The organism is Pseudomonas sp. 478 (genome assembly GCF_003254125.1).
Lineage (GTDB): Bacteria > Pseudomonadota > Gammaproteobacteria > Pseudomonadales > Pseudomonadaceae > Aquipseudomonas.
Genome location: NZ_QKZG01000011.1, coordinates 106,678 through 120,902, shown reverse-complemented (window position 1 = coordinate 120,902; position 14,225 = coordinate 106,678). Strand labels below are relative to the sequence as shown.

14 protein-coding genes are annotated in these 14,225 nt (G+C 58.8%); 4 read left to right on the top strand and 10 right to left on the bottom strand.

From position 1 onward, the window contains the following. Positions 1 to 236: 236 nt before the first annotated feature. Positions 237 to 1,109 (bottom strand): LysR family transcriptional regulator, encoded by an 873-nt coding sequence (locus DFS28_RS22465; protein ID WP_111451488.1) that lies wholly within the window; start codon positions 1,107 to 1,109, stop codon positions 237 to 239. 99 nt (positions 1,110 to 1,208) lie between these two features. Here DFS28_RS22465 and gstA point away from each other — a divergent pair, with 99 nt between their 5' ends. Beyond that, positions 1,209 to 1,811 (top strand): glutathione transferase GstA, encoded by a 603-nt coding sequence (gene gstA, locus DFS28_RS22460; RefSeq protein WP_111451487.1) that lies wholly within the window; start codon positions 1,209 to 1,211, stop codon positions 1,809 to 1,811. A 142-nt stretch (positions 1,812 to 1,953) separates the two neighbouring features. Here gstA and DFS28_RS22455 read toward each other — a convergent pair whose 3' ends face one another. The 4 genes from DFS28_RS22455 to DFS28_RS22440 all read right to left on the bottom strand — a co-directional run bounded on the left by DFS28_RS22455 (position 1,954) and on the right by DFS28_RS22440 (position 5,580). Beyond that, the gene (locus DFS28_RS22455; protein WP_111451486.1) at positions 1,954 to 2,967 is read right to left on the bottom strand and encodes an ABC transporter substrate-binding protein; all 1,014 of its coding nucleotides are present in this window, start codon (positions 2,965 to 2,967) and stop codon (positions 1,954 to 1,956) included. After that, entirely contained in the window at positions 2,964 to 3,506 is a 543-nt protein-coding gene (locus tag DFS28_RS22450) for a sigma-70 family RNA polymerase sigma factor (RefSeq protein WP_111451485.1), read from the bottom strand. The genes DFS28_RS22455 and DFS28_RS22450 overlap by 4 nt, the downstream gene beginning before the upstream one ends. Before the next feature lie 137 nt (positions 3,507 to 3,643). Then, entirely contained in the window at positions 3,644 to 4,435 is a 792-nt protein-coding gene (locus DFS28_RS22445) for a phosphate/phosphite/phosphonate ABC transporter substrate-binding protein (RefSeq protein WP_111451484.1), read from the bottom strand. Positions 4,436 to 4,638: 203 nt separating this feature from the next. Then, positions 4,639 to 5,580 (bottom strand): fatty acid desaturase, encoded by a 942-nt coding sequence (locus DFS28_RS22440; RefSeq protein WP_111451483.1) that lies wholly within the window; start codon positions 5,578 to 5,580, stop codon positions 4,639 to 4,641. Between the two features lie 411 nt (positions 5,581 to 5,991). On the opposite strand from DFS28_RS22440, the gene DFS28_RS22435 reads away from it, so the two are divergent. Further along, complete coding sequence (locus DFS28_RS22435) at positions 5,992 to 6,408, top strand: GNAT family N-acetyltransferase (RefSeq protein WP_111451482.1); 417 nt, start codon at positions 5,992 to 5,994, stop codon at positions 6,406 to 6,408. A gap of 159 nt (positions 6,409 to 6,567) precedes the next feature. Here DFS28_RS22435 and def read toward each other — a convergent pair whose 3' ends face one another. From def to DFS28_RS22420, 3 genes are all read right to left on the bottom strand, one after another. Then, positions 6,568 to 7,107, bottom strand: coding sequence for a peptide deformylase (gene def, locus DFS28_RS22430; RefSeq protein ID WP_111451481.1), 540 nt, complete (start codon positions 7,105 to 7,107; stop codon positions 6,568 to 6,570). Further along, on the bottom strand, positions 7,104 to 8,060 hold the full coding sequence (locus tag DFS28_RS22425) for a YihY/virulence factor BrkB family protein (protein WP_111451480.1): 957 nt from the start codon (positions 8,058 to 8,060) through the stop codon (positions 7,104 to 7,106). The genes def and DFS28_RS22425 overlap by 4 nt, the downstream gene beginning before the upstream one ends. Positions 8,061 to 8,231: 171 nt before the next feature. After that, on the bottom strand, positions 8,232 to 8,423 hold the full coding sequence (locus DFS28_RS22420; protein WP_111451479.1) for a CsbD family protein: 192 nt from the start codon (positions 8,421 to 8,423) through the stop codon (positions 8,232 to 8,234). Between the two features lie 199 nt (positions 8,424 to 8,622). On the opposite strand from DFS28_RS22420, the gene DFS28_RS22415 reads away from it, so the two are divergent. Next, positions 8,623 to 9,000, top strand: coding sequence for a hypothetical protein (locus tag DFS28_RS22415; protein ID WP_111451478.1), 378 nt, complete (start codon positions 8,623 to 8,625; stop codon positions 8,998 to 9,000). A gap of 236 nt (positions 9,001 to 9,236) precedes the next feature. Here DFS28_RS22415 and fadD1 read toward each other — a convergent pair whose 3' ends face one another. Then, a complete protein-coding gene (gene fadD1, locus DFS28_RS22410; RefSeq protein WP_111451477.1) occupies positions 9,237 to 10,937 on the bottom strand; it encodes a long-chain-fatty-acid--CoA ligase FadD1 in 1,701 nt (566 codons plus the stop codon). Between the two features lie 387 nt (positions 10,938 to 11,324). Then, positions 11,325 to 13,013, bottom strand: coding sequence for a long-chain-fatty-acid--CoA ligase FadD2 (gene fadD2 / locus DFS28_RS22405; protein ID WP_111451476.1), 1,689 nt, complete (start codon positions 13,011 to 13,013; stop codon positions 11,325 to 11,327). A gap of 246 nt (positions 13,014 to 13,259) precedes the next feature. Here fadD2 and DFS28_RS22400 point away from each other — a divergent pair, with 246 nt between their 5' ends. After that, on the top strand, positions 13,260 to 14,204 hold the full coding sequence (locus DFS28_RS22400) for an alpha/beta hydrolase (RefSeq protein WP_111451475.1): 945 nt from the start codon (positions 13,260 to 13,262) through the stop codon (positions 14,202 to 14,204). Positions 14,205 to 14,225 lie beyond the last annotated feature (21 nt).

Sequence of the window (14,225 nt, the reverse complement as noted above, 5' to 3'; positions counted from 1 at the left end):
CTTGATAGCCCGGAATCGGACCAGCCCTAACGTTCTGATAAGACATTCCATTGACCGGACAGCTCCGTGTTGTTCAGCGTCGGTGCCTTGGGTTGCGCACACTTTTCACGTGTATGACGGCCTTCACATAGCGGTCGACATAGTTAGTTACGAGTCAGCATAGACAGGCGAGGCCGGTACGCAAGGCCACTAGTCGGCCACTATTGAGGACAAAATCGGTTCAGCATCGGTATGCATCATTTCTCAGCGAGCATGCCCATCAACACCTGCACCGCCGCCGAGGGTGGCTTGTTCGCAGCGGCCACCAAGGCAAATTCGCGATCGATACGCGGTTTGACCGGCACCACGCGCAGCCCCTGAAGTTGGCTCGGCAGTGTCATCTCCGGCACCAGCGTCACGCCGATGTTTTCCCGCACCAGGGTGAACGCACTGCTCCATTCACGGACCTCAACCCTAACGTCGCGCAGCTGCAGTCCGGCATCCTCCGCCAGGCTGCGAGCGTTGGTCGAACAACCGCCCGTGGCCAGTACAAAAGGTTGCTCCACCAACTCCGCCAGGGAGACGCCTTCTTCATTCGAACGCCGAGCCAAGGGATGGCCGCCAGGCACCACCGCCATCCAGGCATCACGTCCCAGCCGACCGGCATTGCGCTCAGGCGCCGGGTTCAACACCACGCCAACATCCACCAGCCCGGCACCCAGCAGCGTTTCCACTTCATCATCGCTGACCTCCAGCGCGACCACCTGAATGCCGGGATAAAGCCGATTGAACTGACGCAGCAGCGGCGGCAGGAAAGTCGCCAGCACCATGGGGAAACTGGCCAGGCGAATCGTCCCGCGCTGAATGTCTTTGGTGGCATCGACGCTGCTGCGGATGTTCTCCAGGGCACCGAGCATGGTTCTCGCGTGTTCGATCACAGACAAGCCGATTGCCGTCGGCAAGGTCTGGCGATTCTCCCGACTGAACAACTGAACGCCCAGGGTTTCTTCAATCAACGCCAAGGCCTGGCTGGCACCGGACTGGGTCATGCCGATCCGCTCGGCAGCCCGGGTAATGTTGCCCGTGTCAGCCACTGCCACCACCATTCGCCAATGCATCAGATTCATCATGGCAGTAGCTTTCCTTATGGTGGTTTTCTGAAAGATTAATTTTACCGAGGGTGCCGCGCACTATGACACTGGCGCAAATCCCCAGCCAGAGCCCTGCCGATGAAGTTGTATTACGCCCCCCACGCCTGCTCGCTAGCGCCGCATATCGTGCTGCGCGAACTCGATCTGCCGTTCGAATTGATCCGCGTCGACAACACCACCAAGCGAACCGCTAACGGCGAGGACTTCCTCTCCATCAACCCCAAGGGTTACGTCGCGGCATTGCAACTGGACGATGGCCAAGTACTGACCGAAGGCCCGGCAATCCTGCAATACCTGGCAGAACTGCGACCCGAAGCGAACCTGGTACCCGTGAGCGGAACGTTCGAGCGGGTACGGTTGCAGGAATGGCTGAATTTCGTTTCGACAGAGATTCATGGCGGGCTGGGCTGGCTGTTCAGTTCGCAGTTCCCGGATGAGGTGAAAGCGCTGATCAAGGAGAAACTGTTCAAGCGTTTTGTTGTGTTGAGCCAGACGCTGGAGCGCCAGGATTATTTGATGGCTGACGGGTTCAGCGTTGCCGATGCGTATTTGTTTACGGTGTTGCGTTGGACGTCGCTGTTTGGGATTGATTTGAAGCAGTGGCCGGCGTTGGTGCGGTTTCAGGCGAGGGTGGATTCTCGGCCTGGCGTGAAGGCTGCATTGGCCGCTGAGTCGGAGTAAGGCGCAAGACCCTTCGCGAGCAAGCCCGCTCCCACAGGGGATCTCCAGTGAACACAGATTTTGTGAACACCAGAAATCCCCTGTGGGAGCGGGCTTGCTCGCGAAAGCTATTTGACAAACACCGCTGAAGCATCAGAAAAAACTACAAACTCCCACTCACCTTGGTCGCCACCTCCCCCGGCACCCAGCCCTTCCAGATCTGCGGCTGATCACGCAAAAAAGCTTCGGCCACCTGACGCGGTTGCAGGCGCTTTTCGCTCATCTGGCCGAGCGTGTGGTTCAGCAGATCGATCGGCAGGTCGACCTTTTCGAAGAACGCCACCAGGTCCGGGTACTGCGCCTTGAACGGCGCGGACACGCCGATCGCCAGGCTTGCCGGCATCGACCGCGTGCCTTTTGGATTCGGGTTGTTGGCGTCGGCCAGGGTCTTCCAGGCGTCGGCGTCGAAGGCCGGCTCGTCGAGCTTCACCAGTTTGAAACGGCCCAACAGCGGCGTCGGCGACCAGTAGTAGAACAGCACCGGTTTGCCTCGACGGATCGACGAAGCCACCTCGGCATCCAGCGCAGCGCCAGAACCCGTGCGGAAGTTGACGAAGCTGCCGGTCAGGTCATAGGCCTTGAGTTTCTGACTGTTGACGATCTCCGAGGTCCAGCCGGTCGGGCTATTGAGGAAGCGTCCTCGGCTCGGGTCTTCCGGGTCGCGGAACACGTCCTTGTAGCGCGCCAGGTCGGCCACGGATTTCAGCTCCGGGGCCAGGGGTTTGATGCCGCGTTCGGGGTCGCCCTTGATCACGTATTCCGGCACCCACCAGCCTTCGGTGGCGCCTTTGACCGTGTCGCCCAGGCCAAACACTTTGCCTTCCGAGGCGGCTTTGACCCACGCCGGACTGCGCCCGGCCCACTCTTCGCCGATCACTTGAATATCGTTCTTGGCCAACGCCGCTTCGAGACTGACGGTGCTGCCCGGCAAGGTATCGGTCGGGTAGCCGTAACCTTTCTCGACAATCAATCGCAGGATTTCGGTGATCAGGCTGCCGCTTTCCCAGGTGATGTCACCGAAATGGATCGGCGCGGTTTTCTCCGCAGCGGGAACGTGGGTTGCCACAAGGCTCAGGGCCAGCAGCGAACTGCCGAGCAGGGTTTTGATCGATCTCATGCGGACCTCCGGGTCAGGGGATTCAAGGATTGGTTGGCGCTGTGCCGGGCGCACAGGGCTTGAGTGCGAGTCATGTAAACGCTGACCGAGCGCTGGGAAATGCCCAGTTCGGCGGCGATTTGCGGGTAGGTCAGACCGTCGATTCGCGACAACAGGAACGTTGCGCGAACCTTGCCCGGCAGGCGCTCCAGCGTACGGTCGAGGCCTTGCAAGGCCTGAGTCAGTTGCAGCCGTTCTTCGGGCGAGATTGCTTGAGGCTGATCGAGGTGTTGCAACTGATCGAGGTGTTGGCGCTCCAGCTCACGGCGGCGCCAGAGCTGATAGATCAACCGCTGGGCAATGGTGGTGAGTAAGGCACGAGGCTCGCGCATCGGAGTCAGCCCCGGCGATTCGAGCAGCTGTAAAAAAGTTTCGGCAGCAATGTCTTCGACGCTGGAACTGGCGCCCAGATGCCGTCGCAACCGTGTGCACAGCCAGGGGTAATGCGCGCGGAACACTCCGCCCACGTCGTTGCGATGGGAAAGGTCGGTGCCGGACATAGAGGCTCCAAGGGTTAGGGGTCGCTGAATGTCCGGTGTTCCGGTGACGCGATCCTAGCAAGGAGCCTTATTCATTAATAATATTTAAAAAGCATTTTTATATTCCGTTATGGAATTAAACATCAAAAGAACGCAGCCTACCGCAATCGCCCATACCCCAACGCCTCAGCCTCTTGCTGATAGTCGAGCACGATCTGATAGTCGCTTTCGCTGGCCGGCAATACCTCTTGCAGACCGAGGATTTCCCTGACTTCGGGCAATTCCTGCAACGTCGTGTTCATCACCTGCAGCAACGCCTCGGCCTGTTCATCGGGGACGGTCGCGGCGGTGATATACGGCAAGGTCGGACTGAACGCACTTCGCGCAATGATCCGCAGGCCGGCCACTTCTTCTTCGGCGTGTCGCGCCAGATAGGCGAAGGTGACGCTGTCGATGGCCGCCAGGTCCGCGGTCCCTTCACGCAACCCGCGCAGGCTTTCGCGGTGGCTGCCGCTGATGCTGACACTGGCGAAGAACTGCCCCTCTTGATGCAGCGGCGCCAGTCGATGACGCAGCAGGTTCATGCCGCTGTTGGAGTCTTCGCCATTGATCACCCCACGACTGTCGCGAAAGGCCGGCAGGCTGCGCCGTGGATCATCGGCGCGACTCAGCAACAGGCTGCAATGATTGCCGCCGTTAGCGTCCGGCAGCTCATAGCGAGGACGACCGACGACCCGGACCCGACCGCGCAACGCGGTCATCAGCGGGTAGCCGCAGGTTTGAGTCAGCAGAAGGTGCGGGGACAGCCAGAGGTCCATCAGCGAAAGGCCTTCGGCGTTGCGGCGGGTGGCACCCAGTCGCTCAAGCATTCGCGTCAGCCAGCGCTCGTTGGCCTCGCGGATCGGTTCGGGGGCGACGTACATCAGGAGTTCAGCGAGGTGTTGTGTCATCGAAATCTTCCAATACAACGACATTCAAATGTGGGAGCGAGCCCTGTGGCGAGGGGATTTATCGGAATGCCGCACCACCCCGTTCGGCTGCGAAGCAGTCGTAAACGCGTTTTAACTTTGAAATGCCGGGGCCGCTCCGCAGCCCAACGGGGATAAATCCCCTCGCCACAGGGCTCGCACACAGGGGGGGGTCGATCATGAAATCAGTGAAACGGATGTCGCGGGCTATCGATGGCTTTCACTCCATTCTCCCACCACAACTGCCCATAACCCTGCACCAGAAACCCGCCGCTGCGCGCCAGCCATTGCTCGCGACGCGCGCAGTAGGCGCGGGGCAAGTCGTACCAGGGCAGCCCGGGCAAGTCGTGATGCACCAAATGCAGATTGAGGTTGAGGAACAGCCAGCGCCACGGCCAGGCCGCTTCATTGATGACCGTCCTTTGCTCGGGCTCGGCGTGGGGACGGTGTTCATAGTAGGAGCGAATCATCGCAATCGATAGCGCCGGCACGCTGATCAGCAACAGGTAATGCCACACCGGCAGCACGCTGTAACGGGCGATAAACAGCAACATCAGCAGGGTCAACGCACCGTGGCTCAACCACATCAACCAAGCCTGTCGCTCACCTGCTTTTAGACGTTGCAGTTCTTCCCTGGCCAGCGTCAGCAAGGCCAGCGGTGCACCGAGGGCGAAGCGTCCGAGCACGGTTTTGTTCAGCCAGTGCAGGTCTTGTTCGAACAGCGAACTCTCCTGCCATTGCTCGGCGCTCAGGTAACGGCTTTCCGGATCGCGACCGGGCAGGGTCAGGTCTTCGTCGCAGTGATGCAGCAAATGGCTGTCGCGATACAGGGTGTAGGGATACCAGACGGCGAACGGCGCGTAGCCGAGGATCTTGTTCAGCGATGTCCAGCGGGTGGGGTGACCGTGAAGCAATTCGTGCTGCACCGACAACCAGAGCACCACCAATGGAATCAACAGCACAGTGCTCCACCACAGGCCCAACCAGCCACTGGCAAGCACGATGCTGAACCAGCCGACGTACACGCCGATCAGCAGCAACCAGGTCGGCCACTCGGTGCGAGCGGTCAGGCGTTGGCGCAGGGTTTCGATTTCTTCACGGTGGGCGGTATCGAAATAATGGGGCATGGCGTTGCTCAGATCGGGGACCAGTCCCCTTCTGTGCAATGACGCAGGAAAATCTTGCAGATTATTTCAAGGATCGTATGACGATCGTTCCCACGCTCTGCGTGGGAATGCCTCTAGGGACGCTCTGCGTCCAGTGACGCGGAGCGTCACGGGCCGCATTCCCACGCAGAGCGTGGGAACGATCAATCAATGCGGGATCAATGACCGAACACATCCACCTTCTTGGCCTTCTTGTCCGCGCGCTTTTCATCGGCGGTTTTTGCCGGTTTTTTCTTTGCCGCTTTTTTTGAATCCATGCCTTTGGCCATGATACTTACTCCACTCATACGGGATGTGAGATCAGGTATACACCTATCGCTGCGCGCGCGTTCTTTTATAATCGCCCGCTTTGCGCACCGACAGTCGAAGACCATGCCCAACACCCAGTACACCTTGCTCGCCGAGCCTTTGTGGCCCTTGATGAACAAGTTTTATCGCACTCATCAATCGTCGATGAAAGCCGTCCGCGACGCTCAACTCTGGGTGGCCAGGCGCGAGGAGATCATTGGCGCACTGTGTTTGCGACCGGTGGCGGACGGGCATTGGCTGACGGGTTTGTTTATCGATCCGGCCTGCCGTGAACAGGGCATCGCTGCTGCGTTGATCGCCGAGGCGCTCAAGGAGCTTGAAGGCCCGGTGTGGCTGTTTTGTCATCCGGACTTGCGCGGGTTTTATGAACGTCGCGGTTTTACCTTCGACCCGCCACTGCCCTACTCCATGGCCGAACGCTTGAGCCGTTATGCACGGAGCAAACCGATGATCGCCATGGGGTTGGAACCGATCAGATAACGAAAGCCTTATGAAGATTAAATGTGGGAGCGGCGGTGCGACGATTCGACTTGCTCGCGAAAGGGCCATGTCAGTCAATATTGATGTCGACTGACACTCTGCATTCGCGAGCAAGTCGAATCGTCGCACCGCCGCTCCCACATTTGGTTTGTGGTGGTTTCAATCGTCTGCGTTCGGATCGAGATCCGGAAACATCACTTCGGTATACCCGAACTTTCTGAAATCACTGATACGCGAGGGGTACAACCGGCCGATCAGGTGATCGCATTCATGCTGCACTACCCGCGCGTGGAAGCCTGACGCAATGCGCACAATCGGCTGCCCTTTGGGGTCGAAACCTTCGTACCGAATGTGCTGATAGCGATCCACCGCGCCGCGCAGGCCGGGCACCGACAGACAGCCTTCGAAACCCTCTTCCAGCGTCGGGCTCAACGGCGTGATCAACGGGTTGATCAGAATCGTCTGCGGCACCGCTTCGGCGTCCGGATAGCGTTCGCTGTGCTCGAAACCGAAGATCACCAGTTGCAGGTCGACGCCTATCTGCGGCGCAGCCAGGCCAACGCCACCGACGCTCTCCATGGTCTGGAACATGTCGTCAATCAGTTGCCACAGCTCCGGGCTGTCGAACATTTCGGCAGGCACTGGCGGGGCAATGCGCAGCAGGCGTTCGTCGCCCATTTTCAGGATTTCACGGATCATTTGATGACTTCGTCAGTGGTCGGCTTGATCGAGTGGTCCCGACCCAATCCCGACACATGTTGTTTGTGTTCGTGATCGTGCTCGCCGGGGAATTTTTCGCCATCATCCTTGCCCTCGGTCGACATGTGTTCGATCACTGCATTCATCTCGGCGCCGAGCAACAGCACCGCGGCAGAAATGTAGAAGTACAGCAACAGCACGATGATCGCGCCGATACTGCCATACATGGCGTTGTAGTCGGCGAAAGTTTTGACGTACAGACCGAAGCCCACCGATGCAAGGATCCACACCACCACGGCCAGCACCGAACCGGGGGTGATAAAGCGAAACTCCTGTTTGACGTCGGGCATGACGTAGTAAATCAGCGCCACCGCCATCATCAACAGAATCACCACCACCGGCCAGCGCACAATAGTCCAAAGGGTCACGATGAAGTCTTCGAGGCCGACTTGCGCGGCGATCCAGCCCATTACCTGCGGCCCGAGCACCATCAGCGCCGCGGCGATCAGTAGCATACCGGCGATGCCGATGGTGTAGAAAATCGACAGCGGGAAACGCTTCCACGCCGGCCGGCCTTCGACCACGTCGTAGGCGGCGTTCATCGCGCTCATCATCAGCCGAACACCGGCGGACGCGGTCCACAGGGCAATCACGATACCGACCGACAGCAAGCCACCCTTGGATTGCTGGAGCTGGTCGATGACCGGGTTCACCTGCTCCAGCGCCTGGGGCGGCAGGACCAGTTCCGATTGCAGGCGCAGCCAGGAGAAGAAGTCCGGCAGGTGCAGGAAACCGATCAGGGCGATCAGGAACAGAATGAAGGGAAACAGTGAGAACAGCATTTGATAGGCCAACGCCGAGGCATAGGTCGACATCTCGTCGTCGACGAACTCGGTGATCGTGCGCACCATGACACGGTGCAGGCGCTGGCCTTTCATGTGTGGGAAAAACATTAGCGTCTCCTTTCGCCGCAAATTTGGTTGAAGTCGTGGCGACTCAGGGGCCGTTTTCTACATCAAAGTAGCGTACTTGGCGAGTTTGAAACAATTTCCTTGTGCAAGTTCAGGCCGACACAAAAACGGCCATCCGCGGATGGCCGTTTCTGTTGCTCATCAAAGGCCTGATCAGGCCTTGTCGATGCCTTTTTTAAGAGCATCCTTGACTTTGCCGACCGCCTGCTGGGCTTCGCCTTTCCTTTCCTGAGCGACGCCTTCAGAGCGCATTTTTTCGTTACCAGTGGCCTTGCCGACGCCTTGCTTGACGTTGCCGGCGGCTTCGTTGGCCATGCCTTTTACTTTATCGCCAGTGCTGCTCATGGTGTTTCTCCTGTGAACAATTCAACGGAAAAGTCTTTACATAAGGATTGACCGGAGGCGTTTGCGCGGAGTTTCATTTATTTTCACGGCGACATTTCATCGTTCAGTGCAGGTTGGGCTTTATGTTTGCCGACCAACCCCCGAGAATGCGCAACGTATTCAGGCCATGGCGCTGAAGATCCAATCCCGTAGGAATGTTATGAAACTCGATAAAAAGCAGGCCATTGCCCGCAGAAACCAGGAACTTGGCGGTGCTGTGCTTGGCGTCAACAACTGCCATTTCACCGAATTGAACCGCAATCGCAACATCTGGTGGTTCGATATTCCGGTCGCGCGCCTGGCCATTGGTCAGTACGAGTGGGTTCACCTGCTGATGCACACCCCGGAAACCGACGAACTGCTGCACCTGAAAGTGCCGACGGTGTTCCTGCGCGAGAAGCTCGAAGGCCTGGTGGTGCGCAACGAAGGCAAACGCAAAGCGGCCCTGAGCCTGGAACTGAGCGCCGACAAGGACTCGTACCTCCAGGACATGCGCCCGGCGGGTACCAACGTCAATTTCGCGCAGTTCCGCCTCTAAAATCAAAAGCTTCGCATCTGCGGCAATGCTGTTCACTTAAGCGCGGCGTCCACATTTGTGGCGAGGGGATTCATCCCCGTTCGGCTGCGAAGCAGTCGTAAATCCATACAACTTAGTCTGGCTGAAAAGACGCTAGGGCCGCTTCGCAGCCCAACGGGGATGAATCCCCTCGCCACAAGGGCACTTCTGATATCGCATTAAACAAAAAGCCCCGCATCTGCAGGGCTTTTTGTTGGTTACGCGCTTACCTTCTTGACGCCGAGCTTCTTCAGCTCTTCGTCGCGCAACTCGCGGCGCAGGATCTTGCCGACATTGGTGGTCGGCAGCGCATCGCGGAATTCCACGGCTTTCGGCACTTTGTATCCGGTGACGTTGGCGCGCATGTGCTCCATCACCTGTTCCTTGGTCAGCGTCACGCCCGGTTTGGCGACGATGAAGATCTTGATCGCCTCGCCCGACTTCTCGTCCGGCACGCCGATGGCTGCGCATTGCAGAACGCCCGGCAGGGTCGCCAGTACGTCTTCCAGTTCGTTCGGGTACACGTTGAAACCGGAGACCAGGATCATGTCTTTCTTGCGATCGACGATGCGCATGTAACCGTCAGGCTGGATCAGCGCGATGTCACCGGTCTTCAACCAGCCTTCGCTGTCGAGGATTTCATCGGTGGCGTCCTGACGTTGCCAGTAGCCCTTCATCACTTGCGGACCTTTCACACACAGCTCGCCGATGTCGCCTAACGGCTGTTCAACGCCGGCATCGTCGATGACTTTGCACAGGGTCGACGGCACCGGAATACCAATGGTGCCGATCTGGATGTTCTGGATTGGATTGACAGTGGCCACCGGGCTGGTTTCGGTCATGCCGTAACCTTCGCAGATGGCGCAACCGGTGACCGCTTTCCAGCGCTCGGCGGCGGCCAGTTGCAGGGCCATGCCACCGGACAGGGTGACTTTCAGTGCAGAGAAATCCAGCTTGCGGAAGGCTTCGTTGTTGCACAGGGCGACAAACAGCGTATTGAGCCCGACGAAACCGCTGAACTTCCACTTCGACAGTTCCTTGACCATCGCCGTCAAATCGCGCGGGTTGCTGATCAGGATGTTGTGGTTGCCGATCAGCATCATTGCCATGCAATGAAAGGTGAAGGCATAGATGTGGTACAGCGGCAGCGGGGTGATCAGGACCTCGCAACCTTCATTGAGGTTGGACCCCATCAGCGCCTTGCACTGCAGCATGTTCGCCACCAGGTTGCGATGGGTCAGCATTGCGCCCTTGGCCACGCCGGTGGTGCCGCCGGTGTATTGCAGCACGGCAACGTCGCTGCTGGCCGGGTTGGCTTCGGCGACTGGCTGGCCGTGGCCCTTGCTCAATACGTCGTTGAACTTGATGGCCTTGGGCAAGTGATACGCCGGGACCATCTTCTTCACGTACTTGATGACACTGTTGACCAGCAGGCGCTTGAGCGGCGGCAGCAGGTCGGCCACTTCGGTGACGATCACGTGCTTGACGCCGGTTTTCGGCACGACGAGCTGGGCCAGGTGCGCCATGTTGGCCAGGCAGACCAGGGCTTTGGCACCGGAGTCGTTGAATTGGTGTTCCATTTCCCGCGCGGTGTACAGCGGGTTGGTGTTGACCACGATCAGCCCGGCGCGGATGGCACCGAAGACGGCGACCGGGTACTGCAACACGTTAGGCAGCTGCACGGCGATTCGATCGCCCGGCTGCAAGTCGGTATGCTGTTGCAGGTAAGCGGCAAAGGCACCGGACAATTCGTACAGTTCACCGTAGGTGATTGTCTTGCCCAGGTTGCTGAATGCCGGTTTGTTGGCGAAGCGTTGGCAGGACTGCTTCAACACTGCCTGAATATTCGGATACTCGTCTGGATTGATGTCGGCAGCAATCCCGGCAGGGTACTTATCCTTCCAAAAGTCTTCGATCATGGAAGCCCACTCCTCAGCAACGCGAATTCATCACCGCATTTGATGCGATTATTATTGGTGTATGTTTTTTATTGGTGAATCTGGCTTTTATATAGGCCGAGAAGTCACAAAAGCGCGCCGAGAGTAGCAGCTTTGCCAAGGGCCGACTAGAGCCAAAAGTCGCCTCTACAGTCACTTTAATGACTCAAGAATAGAAGGCGGTCATTTTAGAGCAAAAACCCTATACAGTCTTGAAAGGCCGTGAATCCGGGGCTTTCGCCCCTTTAAAAGCATCACGGGCAAGCCATGCTCCTACAGGTTTGCGTCGCTCACCCTGCTTGTGAACAACACTGAACCCGTAGGAGCATGGCTTGCCCGCGAGCCGCGCGAAGCGCGGCTATTCACCACTCAGGCGATATCACGCAGCTCCCGCCGCAAGATCTTGCCCACCGGCGTCATCGGCAACGACTCACGCAAGACAATGTGCTTGGGCACTTTGTACGCCGTGAAGTTTTCCTTGCAGTAGGCCTTCAGTTCTTCAAGGCTGACACCCGTTTCACGGGCCACCACAAACAGCTTCACTGCCTCCCCCGAACGCTCGTCCGGCACCCCGATCACCGCACAGTTGGCGACTTTCGGGTGAGCCATCACCACGTCTTCGATTTCGTTCGGGTACACGTTGAAACCCGAGACGATGATCATGTCTTTCTTGCGATCGACGATGCGCACAAAACCGTCCGGGTCGATCACCGCGATGTCGCCCGACTTGAACCAGCCTTCGGCATCCAGCACTTCGGCGGTGGCTTCGGGTTTCTGCCAGTAGCCCTTCATGATCTGCGGGCCCTTGATGCACAGTTCGCCGCGCTCACCCAGCGCCTGCTCGACACCTTCATCGTTGATGACTTTCAGCGTGGTGCCCGGCACAGGCAGGCCGACCGTGCCGAGGCGCGACTTGTCGCCGTACGGGTTGGTGCAGGCCACCGGCGAAGTTTCGGTCAGGCCGTAACCTTCGGTGATGCGGCAACCGGTGAGTTCTTCCCAGCGCTCGGCCGTGGCCTTGACCAGCGCGGTGCCGCCGGAGTTGGTGAGTTTGAGGCTGGAGAAATCCAGGGTCTTGAAATCCGGGTGGTCCATCAGCGCGACGAACAGGGTGTTGAGCCCCAGCAACGCCGAGAATCGCCAGTTCTTCAGCTCCTTGATGAAGCCCTTGATGTCTCGCGGATTGGTGATCAGCACGTTGTGGTTGCCCGAAACCATCATGCACATGCAATTCGCGGTGAAGGCATAGATGTGGTACAGCGGCAGCGGCGCGACCATCACCTCTTGCCCTTCGCGCAACAGCGGCTGGCCGTCGTTGCCGAACTGCTCCAGGCACGCCCGCACTTGCTGCATGTTGGCCACCAGGTTGCCGTGGGTCAGCATCGCGCCCTTGGCCAGGCCAGTAGTGCCGCCGGTGTATTGCAGCACGGCGATGTCGTCCAGCGCGATCTTCAGCGGCTTGATGCCCAGGCCCCGGCCCAGGTGCAGCGCGCTCTTGAAGGAAATGGCCTGCGGCAAGGAGTACGCCGGGACCATCTTCTTGACCTTGCTCACCATCGTATTGACCAGCCAGCCCTTGGCGGTGGGCATCAGGTCGCCCATCTTCGCTTCGATCAGGTACTGGATATCGGTGTCGGGCAGCACTTCCTGGACTTTCTGCCCGAACATGTTCAGGTACACCAGCGCCCGGGCACCGGAGTCCTTGAACTGATGACGCATCTCACGCGCGGTGTACAGCGGGTTGGTGTTGACCACGATGAGCCCGGCGCGCAAGGCACCGAACACGGCAATCGGGTAATGCAGGACGTTGGGCATCTGCACCGCAATGCGATCCCCCGGCACCAGGTCGGTGTGGGCTTGCAGGTAACCGGCGAACGCAGCGCTGTAGCGTTCCAGTTCGGCGTAGGTCAGGGTTACACCCATGTTGCTGAATGCCGGGCGGTCAGCAAATTTCTTGCAGGAACGCTCGAACACCTCGATCACCGACTTGTAGGCCCCTTGATCGATGTCCAGGGGCACGCCGGCCGGGCGTTTGTCATTCCAGAAATCAGGTTGCATTGTTCTTGTCCTCTTTACCTGAACCTATCCGGGGCCGCTTTTCTGTCCTTCTTCAAAACAAAGGGCGAAAAAGCGGGGCTCCACGGACACTAGCAGCTATGGCGAATCAGGCAAATATGCGCACGGTCGACATTGATCGTGTGAATCTTGCTGCCGTGGCGTGGCCTGATCAGACGGCACGCTTTGGATGCGCTATACAATGCAACGACGCCCATGCCACATGCAGCCCAATGCAAAGGAACCGCCATGATCCACGACACTTTCTGGTTGACCGCGAGCGACCGCAGCCGCCTCTTCGTCAACCAGTGGCTGCCCGCCGCGCCTTTAAAAGCAGTGATCCTGCTGGCCCACGGCATGGCGGAACACAGTGGCCGCTACGCCCGTCTGGCGGAAAAATTCTGTGCTCAAGGCTACGGTGTGTATGCGCCGGACCTGCGTGGACATGGCAAAACTGCCGAAAACGGGACGCTCGGCCATTTCGCCGACAATGACGGTTGGTGCAAGGTAGTCGGCGACCTGGCGAGCCTCAACCAGCACATCGGCCAACAACATCCGGGCGTGCCGATTGTGCTGCTCGGTCACAGCATGGGCAGCTACATCGCCCAGGCCTATCTGCTGCACCATAGCGCCAGCCTGCACGGGGCCGTTCTCAGCGGGTCGAACTTCCAACCGGTGGCGCTCTATCGCGCGGCGCGGCAGATTGCACGGCTGGAACGTTTGCGCCAAGGCCCGAAGGGTCGCAGCGCGCTGATCGAATGGCTGTCGTTCGGTTCGTTCAACAAGAAATTCAAACCGGTGCGCACGCGGTTCGACTGGCTCAGCCGCGACCCGGCAGAGGTCGATCTGTACGCCAACGACCCGCTCTGCGGCTTTCGCTGCACCAATCAGCTGTGGATCGATTTGCTCGGTGGGTTGCAGCAAATCAGCAAAGCGTCCAATCTCGCTCAGATTGATCCGGGCCTGCCGTTGCTGGTCATCGGTGGTGAATGTGATCCGGTGAGCGATGGCAAGCGTCTGAAAGATCTGGCCCATGCGCTGCGCGCTGCCGGCAGCCAGAGCCTGCAACTGACTATTTACCCGCAGGCACGGCATGAACTGTTCAACGAGAGCAATCGCGATGAAGTGATCAATGACGTGTTGAACTGGATCGCTCAGGCGCTGAGCCACCGTCGGCCACCCAGATCGGAATAGTTTTTTTGAATTTATTTATTC

What these genes read in the sequence shown, in the direction of transcription:
- DFS28_RS22400 (WP_111451475.1), top strand. Translation starts at nt 13,260, where the DNA reads ATGATCCACGACACTTTCTGGTTGACCGCGAGCGACCGCAGCCGCCTC.
- def (WP_111451481.1), bottom strand. Translation starts at nt 7,107, where the DNA reads ATGATCCGTGAAATCCTGAAAATGGGCGACGAACGCCTGCTGCGCATT.
- DFS28_RS22435 (WP_111451482.1), top strand. Translation starts at nt 5,992, where the DNA reads ATGCCCAACACCCAGTACACCTTGCTCGCCGAGCCTTTGTGGCCCTTG.
- gstA (WP_111451487.1), top strand. Translation starts at nt 1,209, where the DNA reads ATGAAGTTGTATTACGCCCCCCACGCCTGCTCGCTAGCGCCGCATATC.
- fadD1 (WP_111451477.1), bottom strand. Translation starts at nt 10,937, where the DNA reads ATGATCGAAGACTTTTGGAAGGATAAGTACCCTGCCGGGATTGCTGCC.
- DFS28_RS22450 (WP_111451485.1), bottom strand. Translation starts at nt 3,506, where the DNA reads ATGTCCGGCACCGACCTTTCCCATCGCAACGACGTGGGCGGAGTGTTC.
- fadD2 (WP_111451476.1), bottom strand. Translation starts at nt 13,013, where the DNA reads ATGCAACCTGATTTCTGGAATGACAAACGCCCGGCCGGCGTGCCCCTG.
- DFS28_RS22445 (WP_111451484.1), bottom strand. Translation starts at nt 4,435, where the DNA reads ATGACACAACACCTCGCTGAACTCCTGATGTACGTCGCCCCCGAACCG.
- DFS28_RS22420 (WP_111451479.1), bottom strand. Translation starts at nt 8,423, where the DNA reads ATGAGCAGCACTGGCGATAAAGTAAAAGGCATGGCCAACGAAGCCGCC.
- DFS28_RS22455 (WP_111451486.1), bottom strand. Translation starts at nt 2,967, where the DNA reads ATGAGATCGATCAAAACCCTGCTCGGCAGTTCGCTGCTGGCCCTGAGC.
- DFS28_RS22425 (WP_111451480.1), bottom strand. Translation starts at nt 8,060, where the DNA reads ATGTTTTTCCCACACATGAAAGGCCAGCGCCTGCACCGTGTCATGGTG.
- DFS28_RS22440 (WP_111451483.1), bottom strand. Translation starts at nt 5,580, where the DNA reads ATGCCCCATTATTTCGATACCGCCCACCGTGAAGAAATCGAAACCCTG.
- DFS28_RS22465 (WP_111451488.1), bottom strand. Translation starts at nt 1,109, where the DNA reads ATGATGAATCTGATGCATTGGCGAATGGTGGTGGCAGTGGCTGACACG.
- DFS28_RS22415 (WP_111451478.1), top strand. Translation starts at nt 8,623, where the DNA reads ATGAAACTCGATAAAAAGCAGGCCATTGCCCGCAGAAACCAGGAACTT.